The following is a 22,403-nucleotide window of genomic DNA, read 5'->3' as shown; positions in this document are numbered from 1 at the left end:
CAGAACGGGTACAGGCTCCGGTAATAGAGGTTTATGCGTCTGAAACAGCTGCCGTTGCTGACTGGCGGCAAAAACAGTCTTCAGGCTGGCTAAACCCTTAACTTCAGACGTGGTGGAATATGGTTTACCATACGGGGCTGAGCCAGCCGCAGTCAGGAGCCGCTATAATGTTCCACACAGCAGACCTCATAGTCAGTGCACATCAGACACAACGATCAAAACTCATCCTGCTGCGCGCAGAGAAATTCAGAGCGAACAGAAAGCCGCAGGCTTTCTGTTCATAAAGTCAGTGAACGCAATGAACGGATATGAAATTTGAATAACGACCGCGTACAGCCCACTTTTCTGTTCCACGATTACGAGACCTTCGGCACCAGCCCCTCTCGTGACCGGCCCGCCCAGTTTGCCGGCCTGCGCACCGACAGTGAGTTCAATCCTGTTGGCGAGCCAGAAGTGTTCTACTGCCGTCCGCCTGATGACTATCTGCCACAGCCCGAAGCGGTAATGATTACCGGCATCACCCCGCAGATAGCGATGAGCCGCGGCGTAATCGAAGCAGAGTTTGCCGAACGCATTCATAAGCTGTTCACCACCGAACAAACCTGCGTGGTCGGCTACAACAACGTGCGTTTCGATGATGAAGTGACGCGTAATATCTTCTATCGCAACTTTTACGACCCTTACGGCTGGGCCTGGCAAAACGGCAACTCACGCTGGGACCTGCTTGACGTGATGCGTGCCTGCTATGCGCTGCGGCCTGACGGGATCAACTGGCCAGAAAATGAAGAAGGCTTTCCGAGCTTCCGGCTGGAGCATTTGACCAAAGCCAACGGCGTGGCCCATGAAAATGCGCACGATGCGATGTCCGATGTTTACGCCACGCTGGCGATGGCGAAGCTGGTAAAAGAGAAGCAGCCAAAACTGTTTGATTTTTTGTTTACCCACCGTAACAAAAACAAGCTGATGAACCTGATCGACATCCCGCAGATGAAACCGCTGGTCCATGTCTCCGGCATGTTTGGCGCGGCGCGCGGCAACACCAGCTGGATTGTGCCACTGGCCTGGCATCCCGATAACCGTAATGCGCTGATCGTGGTGGATCTGGCAGGCGATATGTCGCCGCTGCTGCAACTGGATGCCGATACCCTGCGTGAGCGTCTTTACACGCCGAAAAACGACCTGGGCGATCTGCCTGCGGTGCCGGTTAAACTGGTACATATCAACAAGTGTCCGGTGCTGGCACCTGCCAGTACGCTGCGTCCGGAAGATGCGGCCCGGCTGGGCATTGATCGTCAGCACTGCCTGGCGAATCTGGCGCTGCTGCGTCAGCAGCCTGACGTGCGGGAAAAACTGGTCACGCTGTTTGCCGAAGCCGAGCCGTTTACGCCGTCAGACGACGTGGATACGCAGCTCTATGATGGGTTCTTCAGTGATGCCGACCGTGCCGGAATGAATATTATCCGCCAGACCGCGCCCGCCAATCTGCCTGCGCTGGACCTGAGCTTTGAGAGTGCGCGGGTGGCGAAACTGCTGTTCCGCTACCGGGCGCGTAACTTCCCCGGCACGCTGGATGATGCCGAGCAGCAGCGCTGGCTGCAGCATCGCCGTGAAGTATTGAATAGTGATCGGGTGCAGGCATTTATGCAGGAGCTGGAGGGACTGGCTAATCTGCATGAAGCGGATGCAGAAAAGGTTGGGCAGCTCAAAGCGCTCTATCTTTATGCGCAGGAACTGGTCTCCTGAACCAATATGAAAGCCTGACCCTGCCGGGTCAGGCTTTCCTGTCTTGCTGAATCAGAGCACCGTCCACGCCAGCCAGGTCAGCACAAAACCGCTTAATCCCATTATCGTCGTCAGCACCGTCCAGGTGCGTAAACCGTCGGCCACGGAAAGCCCCAGATAGCGCGTCACTACCCAGAATCCCGCATCATTGACGTGTGACAACCCCAGCCCGCCGAAACAGGCTGCCAGCGTCACCAGTACCCGTTGCATATCCGTTACGCCGGTCACCGCCTGCGTCAGCAGACCGCTGGTGGTCAGGATGGCTACCGTGGCGGACCCCTGTGAGGCGCGCAGCGCCAGCGACAGGATAAAGGCAGCCGGCACCAGCGGCAGATGCAGCGTTTCCAGCGTGACCGCCAGCGCTTTACCTACCCCTGACTCCACCAGCACTTTGCCAAATGCCCCACCCGCACCGGCCACCAGAATTACGCTGGCAGAGGTGGGAATGGCCCGCCCGGTGAGATCTTCCAGCTTATCTTTGCTCCAGCCACGCCGCACGCCCAGCAGCCAGGCCGCCAGTCCTAAGGCAATCAGCAGGGCAATCGGCGGCGTGCCGATCACGGTCATGACGTTACGCAGCAGACTGCCTTCCGCCAGCAGGGTGTGGGACAGCGTTCCCAGCACGATCAATACAATCGGGACCACAATCAGACCGCTGATAGTCAGCGCGCCAGGCGGGGCCGGTTCATTTTTCTTTTCCTGCCCCTCTGGCTTCGCCATCTGCAACTGTTCCAGCACGTCGACCGACAGATGGTAATGGCGACGGTTCATCACTTTCGCCACGTAGTAGCCAATGATCCCGACCGGCACAGAAATCGCGATACCCAGCATCATCAGCCAGCCCATATCGGTGTGCAGGATTCCGGCCGCCGCCGCCGCACCCGGATGGGTTGGCAGCGCCACGTGCACCGTCAGCATCACGCCCGCCATCGGCAGGCCAAACTTCAGGGGTGAGATCCGCGCCACCTTAGTGAAGCCATAAATCAACGGGATGACGATGATAAAGCCCACTTCGAAAAAGACCGGAATGCCCAGGATAAAGGCTGCCATGGTCAATGCCGCAACGGTTCGCTTCAGCCCCAGCGTTTTACTGAAGCGTTGCGCCAGTGATTCAGCCCCGCCGGAGGCTTCAATAATCGCCCCAAGCATGGCACCCAGCACGATGATGATAGTGATGTGACCGAGCAGCCCACCCATCCCGGTGATAATCGTCTCCATGATTTTTTCAGCCGGAATGCCGGTCGCAATCGCCACCAGCAGGCTGACAATCAGCAGGGCGACAAACGGATGAACTTTGGCTTTGATGACCAGCAGCAGCAGGATCACGATGCTGGCGGTCGCTATGGCTAACAGCAGTGCGGTGGACATAGTAAACCTCAGAAATTGTTATATTTTTTGGGTTTCAGGCGTACAGAAATAGCAGGTGCAGAGTCAGAAAAAGAGCAAGCCGCTCCCGACCGGTGCTGAAACACCGGTTTTTCAGCTCGTTAAATCAGGTTTTTTGCGCCCAGGGAGCAAACCAGCCAAGGCCCTCGGTCGTGCTGCCTCGCGGGATATATTCGCAGCCGACCCAGCCGGAATAGCCAACCTCATCCAGCAGCGAGAAGAGGTACGGATAATTAACTTCCCCCTCATCCGGCTCATGACGATCCGGTGCTGACGCAATCTGTACGTGTCGATAACGTCCCGCATAGTGGCGAATCAGATGGCTGAGGTTGCCGTCCACTCGCTGTGCGTGAAACAGGTCGAGCTGAGTGAACACGTTCGGCCGGTCGATCTGTTCTACCATCTCCAGCGTCTGATATTGGCTGGCGTAGAGATAGTTGGGCTTGGTTACCGGGTTAAGCGCTTCGATCAGCAGGCTGATGCCGTGCGGCGCAAAGCGCTCAGCCGCATAGCGCATGTTGCTGATAAAGGTCTCAACGTAGCGCTGACGATCGGCACCTGGCGGCATCGTCGCCGCCATAATGTGAACCTGCGGGCAGTTCAGCGCCAGCGCATAGCTCAGGGCGCGGTCGATATCCGCCTTTGCTTCCGCTTCCCGTCCGGGGATGGCGGAGACGCCCCACTCACCCGCTGAGACATTGCCCGGCGCGGTATTGAACAGCACTAGTTGCAGCTGGTTATCATCGAGCCACTGTTTTATCTGCGTGGCGGGATAGTCATAAGGAAAAAGAAATTCGACCGCTGTAAAACCGGCTTTCGCCGCTGCAGCGAAGCGTTCGGCAAAGGGATATTCATTAAACTGCGTCGAAAGGTTAGCAGCAAACTTCGGCATTATCGGCTCCTTAATTCCGCCACTTCGGCATCGCTGAGATAACGGATCGGGCGGTCACCCAGGGTAAAGATCAGACGGGCGGTCTCTTCCAGCTCTTCCGTGTTGTCCGCCGCTTCCTGTAAGGATTTCCCTACCACCACCGGGCCGTGATTCGCCAGTAAAAAGGCGCGGTAACGCGGCGCCAGCGCCGCCAGATCATCGGCCAGACGCCCATCGCCCGGCTTGTAGTAAGGCACGACCGGCACATCACCGACGCGCATGACCACATAGGGGGTAAACGGACGGATGCAGTTGTCCGTATCCAGCCCCTGTAAACAGGAGAGCGCCGTCAGGTAGTGGCTATGCAGATGCACCACTGCGCGGCAGTCGGGGTTATTCAGGTAGAGCGCGCGGTGAAACGCAATCTCTTTTGAGGGTTTATCACCGGAGAGCCATTCCCCCTCAGGCGTCACTTTCGACAGCCGGTCACCCTGCAATTCCCCGAGGCAGGAACCGGTAGGGGTCGCCAGCAGATTGCCATCCGCCAGCAACATTGAGAGGTTGCCCGCTGAGCCGGTGGCATAGCCGCGCTGAAAGAACGAGGCGCCGAGACGGACCATTTCGTCACGCGCCTGCTGTTCCGCTAACAGGGAAGATTCAGACATAGGTAAACTCCGTTTGCGCGCGGCGGAAGAAATCTTCGTCGCCAAAATTGCCCGATTTCAGTGCCAGCGAGAGCGGCTGATGGATGTCGCGCACCCAGGGCACGCCGGGCGAAATGGTCGGGCCGATGTGAAAGGCGGTTACACCCAGGCTCTGCGCGACTACGCCGGAGGTTTCCCCTCCCGCCACAATAAAGCGCTGCCAGCCGCGCCCTTTCAGCTCGCGGGTGACAGCGGCGAACAGCTGCTCAACGGCTTCGCTGCTGCGCTGCGCGCCATAGCGCTGCTGAATCACCTGCAGTTGCTGCGCGTCAGCGGTGGCAAACAGCAGCGGGGCCAGCGTCTGATGGCTGTTAGCTTCCACCCAGTCGCACAGCTTCCGGGCATACCCTTCTGCATCTTCCAGACAATGCTCAATCTCTACTTCGCAGGCCGGTGCCAGTTGGCGGTACGCGGCAACCTGACGATTGGTCATCTGCGAACAGGATCCGGACAGCACCACGGCGCGATCGCCGCGCGGACGGCCTGCCTGCTCTGCCTCTGCATCCGTCTCAGCCGTCGCCCACTGCCGCGCCAGACCGATGGCCAGCCCGGAACCGCCGGTCACCAGTCGCCTGTCACTAAGTGCTTCACCCAGCGTCAACAGATGCGCCTGATGCAGGGTGTCAGTGACGACGTAATTAATGCCCTGCTCCGCCAGCTGGTCCAGCGCCTGACGCACTGACGCTGCGCCCTGATCGACCTGTGCCGCCGCGAGCAGCCCGGCTTTGCCGGTTGCCTGTGACATCATCAGACGCATCAGGTTGCTGTCCTGCATCGGGGTGACCGGATGGTGCCGCATGCCGGAATCGGACAACAATTGATCGCCGACAAACAGATAGCCCTGATAGACGGTGCGCCCGTTCACCGGCAGCGCCGGACAGATGACCGTCTGCGTCTCACCCAGCGCATTCAGCAGCGCATCGGTCACCGGACCGATATTGCCCTGCGCAGTGCTGTCGAAGGTGGAACAATATTTGAAGTAGAAGCGATCGCATCCCTGTTTCTGCAGCCACGCCAGCGCGGCCAGCGACTGCGCAACCGCCTGATCTGCCGGACAGGAACGGCTCTTCAGGCTGACCACAATCGCCTGCGCCTCTGTCCTCTCTGCGCTGGCGGGGATGCCGTTGAACTGGATAGTGGTCAGGCCGTTCTGCACCAGAAAACTAGCAATATCCGTAGCGCCGGTAAAATCGTCCGCTATTACGCCAAGACGCATCAGCTGTTCTCCCCTGCCTGCGGCAGCGTGATGCCGCTGAAGATTTTGATTACCGCACTGTCATCTTCCCGGCCATAACCGGCGTTGCTGGCTTCGGTAAACATATTGAGGGCGGTTGAAGCCAGCGGCAGCGGGAAGTGCAGCGATTTTGCGGTATCGGCCACCAGGTTGAGATCTTTCACAAAGATATCGACGGCTGATTTCGGGCTGTAGTCACCGTCTACCACATGCTTCATACGGTCCCCGAACATCCAGGAGTTGCCCGCGGCATTGGTGACCACTTCATACATGGTTTCCAGCGGAATACCGGCTCGCGCCGCCAGCGCCATGGCCTCTGCACCCACCGCGATGTGAACGCCCGCCAGCAGCTGATGAATAATTTTGACGGTTGACCCGAGGCCAATCTCATTGCCCACGCGATAGACTTTGGCAGCCACCGCATCCAGCACCGGCTGCAACTGTGCAAAGGCCGTATCACTGCCGGATGCCATCACCGTCATTTCACCGCTGGCCGCTTTGGCCGCGCCGCCCGACACCGGGGCATCCAGCATCAGCAACTGATGTTCAGCCAGCCGCTGTTCAATCTGCTGCGCATCCTGCGCTGAGAGTGTGGATGAGACCATTACCACCGTGCCCGGACGCAGTTTTGCGGCCAGACCATCTTCACCGAACAGAATGGCGTTAACCTGCTTTGCATTGACCACCAGCAGCAAAACGGCATCGAGCTGATCTGCAAAGGCTGAGGCGGATGACTGCGCATCACGTGCGCCGGCCTGACGTAAGCTCTCCAGGGCCGCAGGATTCAAATCGACGCCCCAGGTGTTGAGACCAGCACGCAGACAGGACTTCGCCGCACCCATACCCATGGAACCTAATCCGATAACGCAGATGTTTTCAGCTGGCACGTTACGCCTCCACTGTTAAATTAAGTGATTATTTGTTTGTTACTGTTAATCCTGCCAGCTTCCTGTCGGTAAAAATGTGTCACTCCTCACAAAAAAACATCACCAGTGTGAACGGGAACAATTTTTAACACTGCCTGTTTTACCTGCCTCACCTTGCGTTAGCCCGGTGAGTGCAGCTGCCCGCCCTGTATCAGCTGTTATTTTTTGTTCTGGTTGACCGGCAGATACTTTATAATGTGAAAAAATGGTAATTATCAGGGAGCAGATATGATTCCGGTTGAACGTCATCAACAGATTCTGGCACTGGTGGCCGATCGGGGCGTAGTGAGCATTGCAGAGTTAACTGAGCGGCTGGGCGTATCGCACATGACGATACGCCGGGATGTGCAGAAACTGGAAGAACAAGGCGCCGTGCTGTCGGTTTCCGGCGGCGTGCGCTCCGCCGATCGACTGGCGGCTGAACCGTCCCATCTGACGAAAAGCACCCTCTACAACGATCAAAAGCGCGCCATTGGCCGCACTGCTGCCCGTCACATCCCCCGTAATAGCTGCATCTATCTGGATGCCGGGACCACGACGTTAGCGCTGGCACAGGAAGTGGTGGATCGTGATGATTTACTGGTGGTCACCAATGATTTCATGGTGACGAATCTGCTGATGGAGGCGAGTCAGTGCCGGGTGATCCACACGGGCGGCACCGTATGCCGGGAGAACCGCTCCTGCGTCGGCGAGTCGGCGGCACGCAGCCTGCGCAATCTGGCCATTGATATCGCCTTTATCTCCGCCTCCTGCTGGGGGCCACGCGGCTTGTTTACACCGGATGAAGATAAAGTGATGGTGAAGCAGGCAGTGTGCGACGTGAGCAGCAAACGGGTTTTACTGAGTGACAGTTCGAAGTACAACAGAATAGCAACGTTCCTGGCGTTACCGCTGGAGAGGTTTGATCAGGTGGTGACAGACAACAAACTGAGTGATGCGGGGCGGGAACTATTGAGTGCGGGCAGCTGGGAACTGGTGCTGGCCGGTTAAGCTGTTGCCGCCTTCCTGATAAAGCCGGAAGGCGGCAACGTTAGCGATATTAAACTTCTTCGCTGAACTGCGGCACCGGATTACGGAAGCTGCGGGTCACGAATGCCAGGTAGATAATCCCGATGGCGGCCCAGATCAGGCCCAGAACCATAGAACTCTCTTCCAGATTCACCCACAGCGCACCGACCGTCATCGCGCCGAGCAGCGGCAGCAGCAGATACTGAACGTGATCTTTCAGCGTACGGTTTCGCTTCTCACGGATCCAGAACTGTGCAATCACCGACAGGTTCACGAAGGTAAACGCTACCAGCGCACCGAAGTTAATCAGCGCGGTCGCGGTGACCAGGTCAAAGTTAATCGCCATCAGCGCAATCGCACCCACCAGCAGTACGTTGAGCGACGGGGTACGCCATTTTGGATGGATGTAACCGAAGAAACGCTCCGGGAACACACCATCACGGCCCATCACATACATCAGACGCGATACGCCTGCGTGCGCCGCCATACCGGATGCCAGTACCGTGACCACCGAGAAGATCAGGATACCGACCTGCAGCGCTTTACCGGCTACGAACAGCATGATTTCTGGCTGTGAGGAGTCCGGGTCCTGGAAACGGGTGATGTCCGGGAAGTAGAGCTGCAGGAAGTAAGATGCCGCAATAAAGATCACACCGCCAATCAGCGCCGTCAGGAAAATAGCGCGTGGAATAGTACGTTCTGCATCTTTAGTCTCTTCCGACAGCGAACTGATGCCATCAAAGCCGAGGAACGAGAAGCAGAGTATGGTTGCTCCGGTAATCATCGGCACCACATGCGCATTCTCAGACCAGAACGGACGGCTGCTCACCAGCGTGCCGGAACCAACGCCGCTTGCCACACCGTAGATCACCATGCCGGTAATCCCGACCATGACAATGACCTGCAGCACCACAATCACACTGTTGAAGTTGGCGACGGTTTTGATGCCCTTGAGGTTAGAGAGCGTCATAAAGCCGACCAGCAACACCACGAAAATCCACGACGGGATGCCCGGCACCAGCGATTCGAAATAGTTTTTAGCCAGCAGGATGTTGATCATCGGCATGAACAGGTAGTCCAGCAGTGATGACCAGCCGACCATAAAGCCGACGTGCGGACTGATCGCCTTCTGAGCGTAGGTATAAGCGGAGCCCGCAGAGGGGAAGCGGCGTACCAGCTTACCGTAACTCACGGCAGTAAACAGAATCGCAATCAGCGCGAAAGCATAAGCGGTGGCGACGTGACCATCGGTCAGCCCGGAAACGATGCCAAAAGTATCGAACAGGGTCATAGGCTGCATGTAGGCTAAGCCCATCATGACGACCGGAAGTAACGTAAGCGTCTTTTTGAGTTGCGCACGCTGCGGTGCGGCGGAGGTATTAAGCGACATGCTTCAGTCCCCCATGTGCGACAGCCTGGCTGGGCTGGGTCACAGGGCAACTGCGCATTAAGCGACAGGGAGTAAGGTTAGCGGTTGACGCGGCGCCGTAGTCATCACGAAAACGCGTACCAGCGTTGGCTGGCAGAGTGAAAAACATCCCCATCTTTGTAATCCTCAATCTCACGCTTACGCGTGTTTTCAGTGTTTATCTATCCGGGTGCGTGCCCGGCCTCGGTTAAGTCAGCAAAAACGCTCTGTTAAAACTGGATGCAAAAAAATAACCGGCGCGTTAAGCGTCGGTTATCATCTGATTTTGCAGGCCGCGTATTCTGCCCTAACCCGTGGCAGTAATACAAGCCGTTGAGGCACCTTATGCAAAAAAAAGCGCGACAAAGTAAAGCTGAGAAGCTCATCAGGCGTTTTTCAGCATCCAGTCTATTTCCGTAGACGTAATCAGTCGTTCAAACTGCATCAGTTCATAGTTTTTGCAGCTGTGCCAGACGCTGGCAAAGCGTTCGCCCAGTAACTTCTGCAGCGGATAGCTGCTGTCAAACTCATACAGCGCATCGCTCTGCCGGATCGGCAGGGCCAGCCCTTCGGCATGGTGTCCGTTGCCGGTGACCGGATTCGGCAATGGCAGCTGCGTATCCAGTCCATGCAGCATCCCGGCCAGGATAGCCGAGACGACCAGATAGGGATTGGCATCAGCGCCCGCCACCCGATACTCAATACGATGATTGTCGATATCTCCGCACGGCACGCGCAGCGCGACAGTCCGGTTGTTATGACCCCACGAAGCCTGCAACGGCACATAGGCTTCAGGGACAAAGCGGCGATAGGCATTCACGTTGGGTGCCAGCAGCGCCATTGACGCGGGCATCAGGTCGATCATGCCCGCCAGCGCACGCTTCATCAGCGGTGAATCACTGCCGTCATCGCAGGCAAAGGCGTTGTGATCGGCGGCATCCAGCATGCTGATATGCACGTGCATTCCGCTGCCCGCATACTCCTCGTAAGGCTTCGCCATAAAGGTGGCGGTCATGCCGTGATTTTCCGCGACCTGACGAATCAGGCGCTTCAGCTGCACCGCATGGTCGCAGGCGCGCAGCACGTCGCGGGTATGATGCAGGTTGATCTCAAACTGTCCGGGCGAGGCTTCCGCCAGCGCACCATCAGCCGGTATGCCCTGCCGACGGGCCAGATCGTCAATATCACGCAAGACATCAGCGAAATGATCGAGATTATCGACCGAGTAGACCTGGCTCTGCATATTGCGTTCATCGCTGCCAGGCGAACAGGGCGGCTGGATAAAGCCTTCAGCATCGCGCTTTTTGTCTACCAGATAGAACTCCAGCTCTACCGCTACCACCGGAAACAGACCTCGGTTGCGCAACTGTTGCCACAGCCGGTTAAGGACATTTCGGGGTTCAACGTCAAAGGGAGTGCCATCTTGGTTGCACATGGTTAACAGCAGCTGTGCGATGTGTTGAGGGTCAGAGGCGGAGGGAACTAAAGTGCCGCTAACGGGCAGGCAGAGATTATCGGGTTCACCAAGAGACTGGCCGAGTCCTGCTTCTTCCACCGTGTTGCCGAGAATATCCATGGCAAACACCGAGGCGGGGAAATAACAGCCTTTTTCCAGCTTAGGCAGCGCAGAGACCGGAATGCGTTTGCCGCGGAACACACCATTTAAATCATTTAACAGGATGTCGACATACTGCGTTTCAGGATGGCGCTCCAGCCAGGCTTTCACCTCAAGCTGGAACGCGCTGGTTCGTTTCTCTTCACTGTGAAGCGTGAAGTCTTCCACTTCTACCAGGTTAGTCATGATCTCACCCGCCCCTATTAGGTTTGCGTAATGCTCAAAATAACAGCCACACCACTAACATAGCGCCAACATAAAAAGTGTGCAAATGTAACAAATCTGTTTGAAGAACAAACAGCAGATTGCTAGATTGAAAAAATATTGCACACTTAACCGCCAGACGTGCCCTTTCGGTAGATATTTCGACCAGTGATGCGAGGACGTAAGATGGGCATTATTTTTGACAAACCGTTGATTGGCGTAGTGATGTGCCAGAAAGAGCTGGGCGGCCATGCGACTCAGACCGTGCATAACAAATATATTGATGCGATTGTCCTGGCGGGCGGCGTGCCCCTCGCCCTGCCCCATAGTCTTATTAATGCGCCTCATCTATCAGAAAACGCTATGGCTGTGCTGGATGGTCTGCTGTTCACCGGCAGTCCCAGCAACATCGAACCCTGGCATTATGGTGAAGCCGGTGAAGAGCCGCACGCCGATCCGGGCCGCGACCGTCTCGCCTTTCAGCTCATCACCTGGGCCACCAGCCACAAAATGCCGATGTTTGGTATCTGCCGTGGGCTGCAGGAGCTGGTGGTGGCCAATGGTGGCGCGCTGTGGCGGGATCTCAGTGAGCAGTCAGAATTTCAGCGTCATCATGAAGATGAGACGCTGCCACTGGATCAGCAGTATGCGACAGCGCATTCGATCACTATCGAGCCGGATGGCCTGCTGGCAACGCTGCTGGACAGCAGCAAACCGCTTGCGGTCAATTCTCTGCATCATCAGGGCGTACGCGAACCGGGGCCACAGCTACGCATTGAGGCGCGCGCGCCGGATGGCCTGATTGAGGCGGTGAGTCTGCGTCATCATCCCTTCGCCCTCGCGGTGCAGTGGCATCCCGAGTGGCAGCCGGAAAGTACGACGGGATCGCAGGCATTGTTCAGCGGCTTTATTCAGGCCGCCATTCGCTATCACAGGGGAAAAGCAGATGAGTGATGTCACGCTGGCTCCGGGACGACGGCTGGCGCAGATCCGGCAGACAATGGGATTGTCGCAACGTCGCGTTGCCGAACTGGCCGGACTGACCCACAGCGCCATCAGCACCATCGAGCAGGATAAGGTCAGCCCGGCGGTCAGCACCCTGCAGAAGCTGCTGAAAGTCTATGGGCTGTCGCTGTCGGAATTCTTTTCGGAACCCAAACCCCACGCAGAGCCAAAGGTGATTGTCCGCGCCAGCGATCTGCTGGAAATTGGCAGCCAGGGTGTGTCGCTGAAGCTCATCGATAATGGCCGTGCGCAGCGCACGCTGGGCATGCTGCTGGAAACCTATCAACCCGGCGCCAGCACCGGCGAGAAGCTGCGTCATCCAGGCGAAGAGACCGGCACGCTGCTGGAAGGCGAAATTACGCTGGTGATTAACGGTCAGCAGTTTCATCTCTCCGCCGGAGAGAGCTATGTAATTGATACCGGCTTACCGCACAGCTTCACCAACAGGGCTGAAATCCCCTGCCGCATTGTCAGTGCCCACACGCCAGCCAACTTTTAGGCGCTTCCCGGAGGTTGTTATGAATTATGTGGAGAGTTATTACGCAGCGACCGCCAATCCGCATGCGCCCTGGCCAACCCTGCAGGAGAGCATTCAGTGCGACGTCTGCATCATTGGCGGCGGTTTCACCGGTCTTTCGGCGGCGCTGCATCTGACCGAGGTGGGCTACGACGTGGTCGTGCTGGAAGCGGCGCGGGTCGGCTTTGGTGCCAGCGGGCGAAACGGCGGTCAGGTGGTGAACTCCTACAGCCGCGACGTGGATGTGATTGAACAACGCTACGGCAAAGAGAGCGCCCGCATGCTGGGCAGCATGATGTTTGAAGGCGCTGAGATTATCCGCGATCGCATTAAGCGGTATGCGATTGAGTGCGACTATCGGCCTGGCGGCATTTTTGCAGCGCTGAATCCGAGACAGATGGCGCATCTGCAAAAGCAAAAAACGCTATGGCAGCAGTATGGCAATCACGATCTGGAATTGCTCGACGAACGCGCTATTCGCCGCGAAGTCGCTACCGAACGTTACGTCGGCGGGCTGCTGGATCGACGTGGCGGCCATCTGCATCCGCTAAATCTGGCGCTGGGAGAAGCGGAAGCCATCCGGCGACACGGCGGACGCATTTATGAGCAGTCCGCAGCGACAAATGTGGTTTATGGCTCCCCTAACCAGGTGAAAACTGCTCAGGGAGAGGTCAGTGCGACGTTTGTGATCTTCGCCGGTAATGCCTATCTCTCACCGCAACTGGAGCCGCGCCTGAGCAGGAAAAGCATGCCGTGCGGATCGCAGATTGTGGCGACCGAGCCGCTGACACCCGACCAGGCACTGTCGCTGATGCCGAATAATTACTGTGTGGAAGATTGTAACTATCTGCTGGATTACTTCCGTCTGACCGCCGACAACCGGCTGCTCTATGGCGGCGGTGTGGTCTACGGCGCGCGGGAACCGGCTGACATTGAAGCGCTGATCCGGCCCAAACTGCGCCGCACTTTCCCGCAGTTGCAGAACGTGAAGCTGGACTTCAGCTGGAGCGGCAATTTCCTGCTGACGCTGTCGCGTATGCCGCAGTTTGGCCGGATGGAGAAGAATGTCTATTTTATGCAGGGCGACAGCGGTCATGGCGTCACCAGTACCCATCTTTCCGGCAAGCTGATCAGCGAAGTATTACGCGGCGATGCCGAGCGGTTTGACGCCTTCGCCCGCCTGCCTCACCTGCCGTTCCCGGGTGGCCGACGCTTTAAGGTGCCGCTGACGGCAATGGGCGCGGTGTGGTATGCGTTGAGGGATCGGCTGGGGGTGTAAGACTAAGGGCCAGGCATTGCGTCTGGTGAGCCGTATAACGGTCTTTCTGCGGGGCACATTCTGCCCTGCAGAATAAGATAAGTAAGTATGTTGTAACTATGAGGATAGCAAAACAGAGGCGTTTCAGCGGGGGCGCCCTGCCCCCCACATCAACGTCAGCCGCCTGTCACTCCAGCGGCATCTTCACCGGATCGTCATAGCGATACTCAAAACCAAGCTCGCTACAGATACGGGATCCATCTATCAGCTTGCCGCTGTCTTTGACGACCTCTGGCGCGAACTGCGGCGGCTGCAGACCAAGCTGGCGCGTAACTGCGGGATAGAAGGTGTCGCGCGTCGGATGTTTCGGCGCACTGAGGTTATAAACCCGGCCCCCTTTGGGCGACTGCAGCAGCAGCGTAATCGCCTCGACCACGTCATCCAGATGCACCAGATTCACGCCCTGCGAGCCATTCGCCACATCCTGCTTGCCCGCCAGGAAGCGTCCCGGATGGCGCTTTGGCCCGACCAGACCGGACAGACGCACAATATCCACGCTGGTTCCCGGCAGATCGTGCAGCCAGCTCTCCAGCTTAACCAGCGTTTTACCGGCTACCGTTTCGGCGGTCAGCGGGCTGTTTTCCCGTTTAATGCCAGAGCTGCCGCCATAGACTGACGTTGAGCTGGTAAAGATGATGCGCGGCACTTTATACACCAGCGCGGTATCGACCACATTCTGCACCGCCTGCAGATAAGCTTCGCCGCCTTCCGCAGTACGGCTGGCAGGTAACGTGACAATTAATGCATCGACGTTAAAGAGCGGCTCGATATCGGCAGCATCACACAGCAGTTCCGGTGTCAGTTCCAGCTGGAACGCCTCAATGCCGCAGCGGCGTGCGGCTTCAACACCGTCTGGCGTGGTTTTGCTGCCGGTAACCTGCCAGCCTCGCGCCGTTAACGCCGTGGCCAGCGGCATACCCAGCCAGCCCAGTCCCACAATCGCGACCTTCTTCATTTTGACTCCTGACGTGAAACATCAACCCTGACTTCACCGTAGTTTGCCCCCGGATTGCAAACCAGAACAACCTGTTTCAGCGCTTTCCGAACCGCCTGTTTAAAAAAGTGTTGCCAAGTGCTGCCATCTTCGCTAGGTTAAACCCCACAAATGAATACTCATTCATCGACGAGATTATTATGACACGCGTTCAGTTCAACCATCATCACCACCATCATCCTGACTAGTCTTTCAGGCGATTGGTGCTGGAAGACTTTTAAGATCTTCCAGTGGTGTGAACGCAAGAGAACCCCCGGAAGATTGTCTTCCGGGGGTTTTTTTATGGGCTGACGCAACCACACATTCAGGACAGGATTAAGAGGACAGGAACCATGTTAGATAACACCCGTTTACGCATAGCTATGCAGAAATCTGGCCGTTTAAGTGATGATTCACGCGAACTGCTGGCGCGCTGCGGCGTTAAAATCAATCTTCAGCAACAGCGCCTGATTGCGTTTGCGGAGAACATGCCGATCGACATCCTGCGTGTGCGCGATGACGATATCCCTGGCCTGGTGATGGACGGTGTGGTCGATCTCGGCATCATCGGTGAAAACGTGCTGGAAGAGGAGTTACTCTCACGCCGCGCTCAGGGCGAAGACCCGCGCTACTTTACGCTACGTCGCCTGGATTTCGGCGGTTGCCGTCTCTCACTGGCGATGGCGACCGACGCCGAGTACACCGGCCCGGAATGCCTTGATAAATCCCGTATCGCCACCTCTTATCCGCACCTGCTCAAACAGTATCTCGACAAAAAAGGCGTCAGCTTCAAAACCTGCCTACTGAACGGTTCTGTCGAAGTCGCGACCCGCGCCGGTCTGGCAGACGCCATCTGCGATCTGGTCTCTACCGGTGCCACCCTGGAAGCCAACGGCCTGCGTGAAGTGGAAGTCATCTATCGTTCAAAAGCCGTCCTGATCCAGCGCGACGGCGAGATGCCCGCCGCCAAGCAGGAGCTGATCGACAAGATGATGACCCGTATTCAGGGCGTGATTAAAGCGCGTGAATCGAAGTACATCATGCTGCACGCGCCGAGTGAGCGGCTGGAAGAGGTAATCAGCCTGCTGCCTGGCGCGGAGCGTCCGACCGTTCTGCCGCTGGCAGGCGATGTCAGCCGCGTGGCTATGCACATGGTCAGCAGCGAAACCCTGTTCTGGGAAACCATGGAAAAACTGAAAGCGTTGGGTGCCAGTTCAATTCTGGTGCTGCCTATTGAGAAGATGATGGAGTAAGCCATGGCCTTTTCTACCCCGATTGAGTGGCAGCAGTGCACCCCCGAACAGCAGCAGGCGCTGCTGTTGCGTCCAGCCATCGCCGCCTCTGAAAACGTCACGCTGACGGTGCGTAACGTGCTGGAGCAGGTAAAGCTGAACGGTGATGACGCGCTGCGCGAGTTCAGCGCCCGCTTCGACAAGGCGCAGGTTGAAAACCTGCGTGTGACGCCGCAGCAAATCGCAGACGCCAGCGCCCGTCTGAGTGACGAGCTGAAGCAGGCGATGGCCGTCGCAGTGGGTAATATCGAAACCTTCCACAACGCGCAGATTCTGCCGCCGGTAGATGTGGAAACGCAGCCCGGCGTGCGCTGCCAGCAGATTACCCGCCCGGTGAAATCGGTCGGGCTCTACATTCCTGGCGGTTCCGCCCCGCTCTTCTCTACCGTGCTGATGCTGGCGACGCCTGCCCGCATCGCCGGTTGTGGCCGCGTGGTGCTCTGTTCGCCCCCGCCGATCGCCGATGAGATCCTCTATGCCGCGCAGCTGTGCGGCGTAGAAGAGGTGTTCCAGGTCGGCGGTGCGCAGGCTATTGCCGCGCTGGCCTTTGGTACCGAAACCGTGCCACGCGTGGACAAGATTTTTGGCCCGGGCAACGCCTGGGTGACCGAAGCGAAACGTCAGGTGAGTCAGCGACTCGATGGCGCAGCCATTGATATGCCTGCCGGTCCGTCCGAAGTGCTGGTGATTGCCGATGAAGGTGCCACGCCCGCGTTTGTCGCCTCCGATCTGCTTTCACAGGCAGAGCACGGCCCCGACTCGCAGGTCATTCTGCTGACGCCTTCACTGACGCTGGCAGAGGCGGTTGCGGACGCGGTTGAACAGCAGCTGGCTCAGTTGCCGCGTGCGGCCACGGCGCGTCAGGCGCTGGAGAGCAGCCGCCTGATTGTGGCGCGCGACCTTGAGCAATGCGTTGAGATTTCCAATCTCTACGGCCCGGAGCACCTGATTCTGCAGACCCGTCAGCCGCGCGATCTGGTGGAGTCGATCACCAGCGCCGGTTCAGTCTTCTTAGGCGACTGGTCACCGGAGTCTGCGGGCGATTACGCCTCGGGCACCAATCACGTGTTACCGACCTACGGTTATACCTCGACCTGTTCCAGCCTGGGCCTGGCTGATTTCCAGAAACGCATGACGGTGCAGGAACTGACGCCGCAGGGCTTCCTGAATCTGGCCGCCACGATTGAAACCCTGGCCGCCGCCGAGCAGCTGGATGCCCACAAAAATGCCGTCACCCTGCGCGTTGCCGCACTGAAGGAGCAAGCATGAGTCAGAATATTGAGCAGCTGGCGCGTGCTAATGTGCGCGCCCTGACGCCCTATATGTCGGCGCGTCGTCTGGGTGGCAACGGTGATGTCTGGCTCAATGCCAACGAATTCCCGTTGCCGGTGCCGTTTGAGCTGTCGCAGCAGACGCTGAACCGCTATCCGGAGTGTCAGCCTAAAGTAGTAATTGAGCGCTACGCGGCTTACGCGGGTTTAACGCCAGAGCAGGTGCTGGTCAGCCGTGGCGCGGATGAAGCCATCGAACTGATCATGCGTGCCTTCTGTGAGCCGGGGCAGGATGCCATTCTGTTCTGCCCGCCGACCTATGGCATGTACAGCGTCAGCGCCGAAACCATCGGCATTGAATACCGTACCGCGCCGGCGCTGACCGACTGGCAGCTGAACCTGCCTGCGATCGCCGAACAGCTGGATGGCGTCAAAGTCGTTTATCTTTGCAGCCCGAACAACCCGACCGGCAACCTGATCGATCAGGATGACATTCGCCAGCTGCTGGCGATGACCGCCGGTAAAGCGCTGGTGGTGGCCGATGAAGCCTATATTGAGTTCTGCCCGCAGGCGACGCTGACCGGCTGGCTGAAGGATTATCCGCATCTGGTGATCCTGCGTACCCTTTCAAAAGCCTTTGCGCTGGCCGGCCTGCGTTGTGGCTTTGCGCTGGCGAACCCGCAAGTGATCGACCTGCTGATGAAGGTGATTGCGCCCTACCCGCTGGCGACACCGGTAGCCGACGTCGCCGGACAGGCGCTCAGCGAGCAAGGCATTGCATTGATGCGCGAACATGTGGCCCAGCTGAATGACAATCGCGGCTGGCTGCTGGCTGAACTGGCGCAGCTGGCTTGCGTTGAGCAGGTTTTCCCCAGCGAAACCAACTATGTGCTGGCGCGCTTTACCGATTCCCCAAAAGTCTTCAAAACCTTATGGGATCAGGGCATTATCCTGCGTGATCAGAACAAAAATCCGGGCCTGTCGGGATGCCTGCGCATCTCCATCGGCACGCGTGAAGAGTGCGAACGAGCGATCGCCGCGCTGCAAGCCTTTTCTCTGGAGCAAGCATGAGTCAGAAGACCCTTTTTATTGACCGCGACGGGACGTTAATCTCTGAGCCGCCTGAGAATTATCAGGTCGACCGTATGGATAAGCTGGCGTTTGAGCCAGACGTTATCCCGGCGCTGCTGGCGCTGCAGGCGGCCGGTTATCGCCTGGTGATGATCACCAACCAGGATGGTCTTGGCACCGCCAGTTTCCCGCAGGCAGATTTCGATGGTCCACACAATCTGATGATGCAGGTCCTGACCTCACAGGGCATTGCGTTTGACGATGTGCTGATTTGCCCGCACATGCCGGACGATCACTGCGACTGCCGCAAGCCGAAAACCAGAATGGTAGAAGCCTGGCTGGCAGAAGGCGCACTGGATACCGCCAACAGTTATGTGATTGGCGATCGTCTGACCGACGTGCAGCTGGCGGAGAACATGGGCATTCAGCCTATCCGCTACGGCGCTGACGGCGAGAACTGGCAGACCATCCAGCAGCGTCTGACTCAGCGTGACCGCCATGCGCTGGTGCAGCGTAACACCAAAGAGACGCAGGTTCGGGTCGAACTGTGGCTGGACCGCGAAGGCGGCAGCAAGATTAATACCGGCGTGGGTTTCTTCGACCATATGCTGGACCAGATTGCGGTGCACGGCGGCTTCCGCATGAACATCGAAGTGAAAGGCGATCTCTATATTGACGATCACCATACGGTGGAAGATACCGGTCTGGCGCTGGGCGAAGCATTGCTGAAAGCGCTGGGCGACAAACGCGGTATTGGACGCTTTGGCTTTGTGCTGCCAATGGATGAATGCCTGGCGCGCTGCGCGCTGGATATCTCCGGCCGTCCGCACATCGAGTTCAAAGCCGAATTCAACTACCAGCGCGTGGGCGACCTCAGTACTGAGATGGTCGAGCATTTCTTCAGCTCGCTCTCCTACGCCATGATGAGCACGCTGCATCTGAAAACCAAAGGCAAGAATGACCATCATCGTGTCGAAAGCCTGTTTAAAGCTTTTGGCCGTACGCTTCGTCAGGCGATCCGCGTTGAGGGTAATACTCTGCCGAGCTCGAAGGGAGTGCTGTGATGAACGTGGTGATCATGGATACCGGTTGCGCCAACCTTTCCTCGGTGAAATGGGCGATTGAACGTCTGGGCTATACCCCGGAAGTGAGCCGCGATTCCGATGTGGTGCTGCGCGCCGACAAACTGTTTCTGCCGGGCGTCGGTACTGCGCAGGCGGCAATGAATCAGCTGGAAGAGCGTGACCTGATCGATCTGGTGAAAGCCTGTACCCAGCCGGTGCTGGGCATCTGTCTGGGTATGCAGCTGCTGGGACGCGGCAGCGATGAAAACGGCGGCGTACCGACGCTGGGCATTATTGATGAGCCAGTGTCGTTGATGGACACCCACGGCCTGCCGCTGCCGCATATGGGCTGGAACCAGATTACCGCGCAGGCGGGCAATCATCTGTTCCGCGGCATTGATGAAGGTTCTTATTTCTACTTCGTCCACAGCTATGCGATGCCGGTCAACGCCAGCACCATCGCTCAGTGTCACTACGGTGAAGCCTTCACCGCCGCAGTGCAGAAAGATAACTTCTTCGGCGTCCAGTTCCATCCGGAACGCTCGGGCAAAGCGGGCGCGCAGTTGCTGAAAAACTTCCTGGAGATGTAATGATTATCCCCGCGTTAGATTTAATTGACGGCAAAGTGGTTCGTCTGCATCAGGGCGATTATGGCCAGCAGCGTGATTACGGCAGCGATCCGCTGCCACGTCTGCAGGATTACGTCAGCCAGGGCGCGACCGTGCTGCATCTGGTGGATTTAACCGGTGCGAAAGATCCGGCGAAACGCCAGATCGCGCTGCTGAAAACCCTGCTCGACGGCGTTGAGGTCACGGTGCAGGTCGGTGGCGGCATTCGCAGTCGTAACGATGTGTACGCACTGCTTGAAGCGGGTGCGAGTCGTGTGGTGGTCGGTTCCACTGCTGTGAAAGAGCCTGAAGAGGTCAAACGGTGGTTCGCGGAGTTTGGCGCAGAGGCGATTGTGCTCGCGTTAGATGTGCGCATTGATGCCAGTAACCGCAAAGAAGTGGCGATCAGTGGCTGGCAGGAAGCGGCGGGCGTCACCCTGGAAGAGGTAATTACCGATTTTCAGCAGGTGGGCCTGAAACACGTGCTCTGTACCGACATTTCCCGTGACGGCACCCTGAGCGGTTCTAACGTCGCGCTCTATCAGGAAGTGACGGCGCGCTTCCCGACGATTGCTTTCCAGTCATCGGGTGGCATCGGCGACCTCAATGATATTGCCGCACTGCGCGGCAGCGGTGTTCAGGGCGTGATTGTCGGACGTGCGCTGCTGGAAGATAAATTCACAGTTTCGGAGGCGATCTCATGCTGGCAAAACGGATAATTCCCTGCCTGGACGTACGTGACGGCCAGGTCGTCAAAGGCGTACAGTTTCGTAATCACGAGATCATCGGCGACATCGTGCCGCTGGCGCAGCGCTACGCCGCTGAAGGTGCCGACGAACTGGTCTTCTATGACATCACTGCCTCATCTGATGGCCGGGTCGTCGACAAAAGCTGGGTGTCGCGCGTCGCGGAAGTGATCGATATTCCGTTCTGCGTCGCGGGCGGCATTAAAACCCCGGAGGACGCAGCGCGTATTCTGGAGTTTGGCGCAGATAAGATTTCAATTAACTCGCCAGCGCTGGCCGATCCTACGCTCATCACCCGCCTCGCGGACCGGTTTGGCGTGCAGTGTATCGTGGTCGGCATAGATACCTGGTTTGACGAAGCCAGCGGCAAATATCAGGTGAATCAGTACACCGGTGACGAAGCACGTACCCGCGTGACACAGTGGGAAACGCTGGAGTGGGTACAGGAAGTGCAGAAGCTGGGCGCAGGCGAGATCGTGCTGAACATGATGAATCAGGATGGCGTGCGTAACGGCTATGATCTGGTTCAGCTGAAGAAAATGCGTGAAGTCTGCAACGTGCCCCTGATCGCCTCGGGCGGCGCAGGCACCATGCAGCACTTCCTCGATGCCTTTACCGAAGCTAACGTGGATGGGGCTTTAGCCGCCTCGGTATTCCATAAGCAGATTATTAATATTGGTGAGCTGAAGAGCTTTCTGATAGACAACGGAGTGGAGATTCGCGCGTGCTAACTCAACAACAACAGGCTCTTCTCGACTGGGATAAAACAGAGGGCATGATGCCGGTCATCGTTCAGCACAACGTCTCAGGCGAAGTGCTGATGCATGGCTACATGAACCCGGAAGCGCTGGAAAAAACGCTGGCAGAAGGCAATGTCACCTTTTTCTCGCGCACTAAAAACCGCTTGTGGACCAAAGGCGAAACGTCCGGCAACTTTCTGCAGGTAGTGAGCATTACGCCTGACTGCGACAATGACACGCTGCTGGTGCTGGCGAATCCGATTGGCCCGACCTGCCATCTGGGCACCACCAGCTGCTTCTCGCCGGCCGTACCTGAGTGGACCTTCCTTTATCAGCTGGAAGAGCTGCTGGCGTCACGCAAATCAGCTGACCCTGAAAGCTCTTACACGGCACGGCTCTACGCCAGCGGCACCAAGCGCATCGCACAGAAAGTGGGCGAAGAAGGCGTGGAGACTGCGCTTGCGGCGACCGTCAACGATCGGGATGAGCTGACCAATGAAGCGTCAGACCTGGTCTATCACCTTATGGTGCTGTTGCAGGATCAGGATCTCGACTTCAGCGCCGTGATTAATAACCTGCGCGCCCGCCACAAGTAATTGTGCAATAACCTGCTCAGAATTTCGTTTTTATGCAGATTCTGAGCAGAATCCTTCTCAATCT

The 22,403-nt window shown here is 57.6% G+C and carries 22 protein-coding genes and 1 other annotated feature; of the genes, 14 read left to right on the top strand and 8 right to left on the bottom strand.

The window, feature by feature from the left end; all coding sequences use genetic code 11:
• The first annotated feature begins 315 nt into the window (after window positions 1-315).
• Window positions 316-1,743, top strand: a complete 1,428-nt coding sequence (gene sbcB, locus IV493_RS05780; protein ID WP_013358422.1) for an exodeoxyribonuclease I — start codon at window positions 316-318, stop codon at window positions 1,741-1,743.
• Between the two features lie 51 nt (window positions 1,744-1,794).
• Here sbcB and IV493_RS05775 read toward each other — a convergent pair whose 3' ends face one another.
• From IV493_RS05775 to ltnD, 5 genes are all read right to left on the bottom strand, one after another.
• Window positions 1,795-3,150, bottom strand: coding sequence for a GntP family transporter (locus IV493_RS05775; protein WP_195857878.1), 1,356 nt, complete (start codon window positions 3,148-3,150; stop codon window positions 1,795-1,797).
• A gap of 124 nt (window positions 3,151-3,274) precedes the next feature.
• Entirely contained in the window at window positions 3,275-4,060 is a 786-nt protein-coding gene (locus IV493_RS05770) for an HPr family phosphocarrier protein (RefSeq protein ID WP_195857877.1), read from the bottom strand.
• Window positions 4,060-4,704, bottom strand: a complete 645-nt coding sequence (locus tag IV493_RS05765; RefSeq protein ID WP_013358425.1) for an aldolase — start codon at window positions 4,702-4,704, stop codon at window positions 4,060-4,062. Before IV493_RS05765 ends, IV493_RS05770 begins: the two co-directional genes overlap by 1 nt.
• Window positions 4,697-5,959: a 3-oxo-tetronate kinase gene (gene otnK, locus IV493_RS05760; RefSeq protein ID WP_195857876.1), complete on the bottom strand. Its 1,263-nt coding sequence runs from the start codon at window positions 5,957-5,959 to the stop codon at window positions 4,697-4,699. Before otnK ends, IV493_RS05765 begins: the two co-directional genes overlap by 8 nt.
• A complete protein-coding gene (gene ltnD / locus IV493_RS05755; RefSeq protein WP_147789743.1) occupies window positions 5,959-6,864 on the bottom strand; it encodes an L-threonate dehydrogenase in 906 nt (301 codons plus the stop codon). The genes otnK and ltnD overlap by 1 nt, the downstream gene beginning before the upstream one ends.
• A gap of 267 nt (window positions 6,865-7,131) precedes the next feature.
• On the opposite strand from ltnD, the gene ygbI reads away from it, so the two are divergent.
• Entirely contained in the window at window positions 7,132-7,893 is a 762-nt protein-coding gene (ygbI, locus tag IV493_RS05750) for a DNA-binding transcriptional repressor YgbI (RefSeq protein WP_095706927.1), read from the top strand.
• Window positions 7,894-7,942: 49 nt separating this feature from the next.
• Here the strand turns inward: ygbI and IV493_RS05745 are convergent, their stop codons facing one another.
• Both IV493_RS05745 and IV493_RS05740 read right to left on the bottom strand, forming a co-directional pair.
• Entirely contained in the window at window positions 7,943-9,301 is a 1,359-nt protein-coding gene (locus tag IV493_RS05745) for an APC family permease (RefSeq protein WP_013358429.1), read from the bottom strand.
• A 403-nt stretch (window positions 9,302-9,704) separates the two neighbouring features.
• Window positions 9,705-11,120, bottom strand: coding sequence for a glutamine synthetase family protein (locus IV493_RS05740; RefSeq protein ID WP_095706926.1), 1,416 nt, complete (start codon window positions 11,118-11,120; stop codon window positions 9,705-9,707).
• A 204-nt stretch (window positions 11,121-11,324) separates the two neighbouring features.
• Between IV493_RS05740 and puuD the strand changes: the two genes are divergently transcribed.
• Genes puuD through IV493_RS05725 form a run of 3 tightly spaced genes read left to right on the top strand, consistent with a single transcriptional unit; the run spans window position 11,325 to window position 13,939 of the window.
• Complete coding sequence (gene puuD / locus IV493_RS05735) at window positions 11,325-12,092, top strand: gamma-glutamyl-gamma-aminobutyrate hydrolase (RefSeq protein WP_195857875.1); 768 nt, start codon at window positions 11,325-11,327, stop codon at window positions 12,090-12,092.
• Entirely contained in the window at window positions 12,085-12,642 is a 558-nt protein-coding gene (gene puuR, locus IV493_RS05730) for an HTH-type transcriptional regulator PuuR (RefSeq protein ID WP_013358432.1), read from the top strand. The genes puuD and puuR overlap by 8 nt, the downstream gene beginning before the upstream one ends.
• A gap of 19 nt (window positions 12,643-12,661) precedes the next feature.
• A complete protein-coding gene (locus IV493_RS05725; protein ID WP_195857874.1) occupies window positions 12,662-13,939 on the top strand; it encodes an FAD-binding oxidoreductase in 1,278 nt (425 codons plus the stop codon).
• Window positions 13,940-14,105: 166 nt separating this feature from the next.
• On the opposite strand, the gene IV493_RS05720 is transcribed toward IV493_RS05725, so the two are convergent.
• On the bottom strand, window positions 14,106-14,933 hold the full coding sequence (locus IV493_RS05720; RefSeq protein WP_095706922.1) for an SDR family oxidoreductase: 828 nt from the start codon (window positions 14,931-14,933) through the stop codon (window positions 14,106-14,108).
• A gap of 179 nt (window positions 14,934-15,112) precedes the next feature.
• Between IV493_RS05720 and hisL the strand changes: the two genes are divergently transcribed.
• The 9 genes from hisL to hisIE all read left to right on the top strand — a co-directional run bounded on the left by hisL (window position 15,113) and on the right by hisIE (window position 22,339).
• Complete coding sequence (gene hisL / locus IV493_RS05715; RefSeq protein ID WP_100396937.1) at window positions 15,113-15,160, top strand: his operon leader peptide; 48 nt, start codon at window positions 15,113-15,115, stop codon at window positions 15,158-15,160.
• Window positions 15,136-15,256, top strand: a sequence feature (His leader region). Its footprint overlaps the gene before it by 25 nt.
• Before the next feature lie 48 nt (window positions 15,257-15,304).
• Entirely contained in the window at window positions 15,305-16,204 is a 900-nt protein-coding gene (hisG, locus tag IV493_RS05710) for an ATP phosphoribosyltransferase (RefSeq protein ID WP_004571317.1), read from the top strand.
• Window positions 16,205-16,207: 3 nt separating this feature from the next.
• On the top strand, window positions 16,208-17,512 hold the full coding sequence (hisD, locus tag IV493_RS05705; RefSeq protein ID WP_013358436.1) for a histidinol dehydrogenase: 1,305 nt from the start codon (window positions 16,208-16,210) through the stop codon (window positions 17,510-17,512).
• Window positions 17,509-18,585 carry a histidinol-phosphate transaminase gene (hisC, locus tag IV493_RS05700; RefSeq protein ID WP_195857873.1) on the top strand — a complete coding sequence of 359 codons (1,077 nt, stop codon included), beginning with the start codon at window positions 17,509-17,511 and terminating at the stop codon, window positions 18,583-18,585. Before hisD ends, hisC begins: the two co-directional genes overlap by 4 nt.
• A complete protein-coding gene (gene hisB, locus IV493_RS05695) occupies window positions 18,582-19,649 on the top strand; it encodes a bifunctional histidinol-phosphatase/imidazoleglycerol-phosphate dehydratase HisB (protein ID WP_107319919.1) in 1,068 nt (355 codons plus the stop codon). The genes hisC and hisB overlap by 4 nt, the downstream gene beginning before the upstream one ends.
• Window positions 19,649-20,239: an imidazole glycerol phosphate synthase subunit HisH gene (gene hisH, locus IV493_RS05690; protein ID WP_033733213.1), complete on the top strand. Its 591-nt coding sequence runs from the start codon at window positions 19,649-19,651 to the stop codon at window positions 20,237-20,239. Before hisB ends, hisH begins: the two co-directional genes overlap by 1 nt.
• Window positions 20,239-20,976, top strand: coding sequence for a 1-(5-phosphoribosyl)-5-[(5-phosphoribosylamino)methylideneamino]imidazole-4-carboxamide isomerase (hisA, locus tag IV493_RS05685; RefSeq protein WP_095706917.1), 738 nt, complete (start codon window positions 20,239-20,241; stop codon window positions 20,974-20,976). The genes hisH and hisA overlap by 1 nt, the downstream gene beginning before the upstream one ends.
• Complete coding sequence (hisF, locus tag IV493_RS05680; RefSeq protein WP_010670962.1) at window positions 20,958-21,734, top strand: imidazole glycerol phosphate synthase subunit HisF; 777 nt, start codon at window positions 20,958-20,960, stop codon at window positions 21,732-21,734. Before hisA ends, hisF begins: the two co-directional genes overlap by 19 nt.
• The gene (gene hisIE, locus IV493_RS05675; RefSeq protein WP_033783633.1) at window positions 21,728-22,339 is read left to right on the top strand and encodes a bifunctional phosphoribosyl-AMP cyclohydrolase/phosphoribosyl-ATP diphosphatase HisIE; all 612 of its coding nucleotides are present in this window, start codon (window positions 21,728-21,730) and stop codon (window positions 22,337-22,339) included. The genes hisF and hisIE overlap by 7 nt, the downstream gene beginning before the upstream one ends.
• The last annotated feature ends 64 nt before the right edge of the window (window positions 22,340-22,403 follow it).

Source organism: Pantoea sp. SM3640, from assembly GCF_015654165.1.
GTDB lineage: Bacteria > Pseudomonadota > Gammaproteobacteria > Enterobacterales > Enterobacteriaceae > Pantoea > Pantoea vagans.
The sequence above is the reverse complement of the archived record's forward strand: the minus strand, read 5'-3'. Positions and strand labels throughout refer to the sequence as shown.

Excerpts from the sequence above, each read along its gene's own strand:
- hisG (WP_004571317.1), top strand. The coding sequence starts at position 15,305 with ATGTTAGATAACACCCGTTTACGCATAGCTATGCAGAAATCTGGCCGT.
- puuR (WP_013358432.1), top strand. The coding sequence starts at position 12,085 with ATGAGTGATGTCACGCTGGCTCCGGGACGACGGCTGGCGCAGATCCGG.
- IV493_RS05740 (WP_095706926.1), bottom strand. The coding sequence starts at position 11,120 with ATGACTAACCTGGTAGAAGTGGAAGACTTCACGCTTCACAGTGAAGAG.
- hisD (WP_013358436.1), top strand. The coding sequence starts at position 16,208 with ATGGCCTTTTCTACCCCGATTGAGTGGCAGCAGTGCACCCCCGAACAG.
- hisH (WP_033733213.1), top strand. The coding sequence starts at position 19,649 with ATGAACGTGGTGATCATGGATACCGGTTGCGCCAACCTTTCCTCGGTG.
- IV493_RS05770 (WP_195857877.1), bottom strand. The coding sequence starts at position 4,060 with ATGCCGAAGTTTGCTGCTAACCTTTCGACGCAGTTTAATGAATATCCC.
- IV493_RS05765 (WP_013358425.1), bottom strand. The coding sequence starts at position 4,704 with ATGTCTGAATCTTCCCTGTTAGCGGAACAGCAGGCGCGTGACGAAATG.
- IV493_RS05725 (WP_195857874.1), top strand. The coding sequence starts at position 12,662 with ATGAATTATGTGGAGAGTTATTACGCAGCGACCGCCAATCCGCATGCG.
- IV493_RS05745 (WP_013358429.1), bottom strand. The coding sequence starts at position 9,301 with ATGTCGCTTAATACCTCCGCCGCACCGCAGCGTGCGCAACTCAAAAAG.
- IV493_RS05775 (WP_195857878.1), bottom strand. The coding sequence starts at position 3,150 with ATGTCCACCGCACTGCTGTTAGCCATAGCGACCGCCAGCATCGTGATC.
- hisF (WP_010670962.1), top strand. The coding sequence starts at position 20,958 with ATGCTGGCAAAACGGATAATTCCCTGCCTGGACGTACGTGACGGCCAG.
- puuD (WP_195857875.1), top strand. The coding sequence starts at position 11,325 with ATGGGCATTATTTTTGACAAACCGTTGATTGGCGTAGTGATGTGCCAG.
- ygbI (WP_095706927.1), top strand. The coding sequence starts at position 7,132 with ATGATTCCGGTTGAACGTCATCAACAGATTCTGGCACTGGTGGCCGAT.
- hisA (WP_095706917.1), top strand. The coding sequence starts at position 20,239 with ATGATTATCCCCGCGTTAGATTTAATTGACGGCAAAGTGGTTCGTCTG.
- IV493_RS05720 (WP_095706922.1), bottom strand. The coding sequence starts at position 14,933 with ATGAAGAAGGTCGCGATTGTGGGACTGGGCTGGCTGGGTATGCCGCTG.
- otnK (WP_195857876.1), bottom strand. The coding sequence starts at position 5,959 with ATGCGTCTTGGCGTAATAGCGGACGATTTTACCGGCGCTACGGATATT.
- hisC (WP_195857873.1), top strand. The coding sequence starts at position 17,509 with ATGAGTCAGAATATTGAGCAGCTGGCGCGTGCTAATGTGCGCGCCCTG.
- hisB (WP_107319919.1), top strand. The coding sequence starts at position 18,582 with ATGAGTCAGAAGACCCTTTTTATTGACCGCGACGGGACGTTAATCTCT.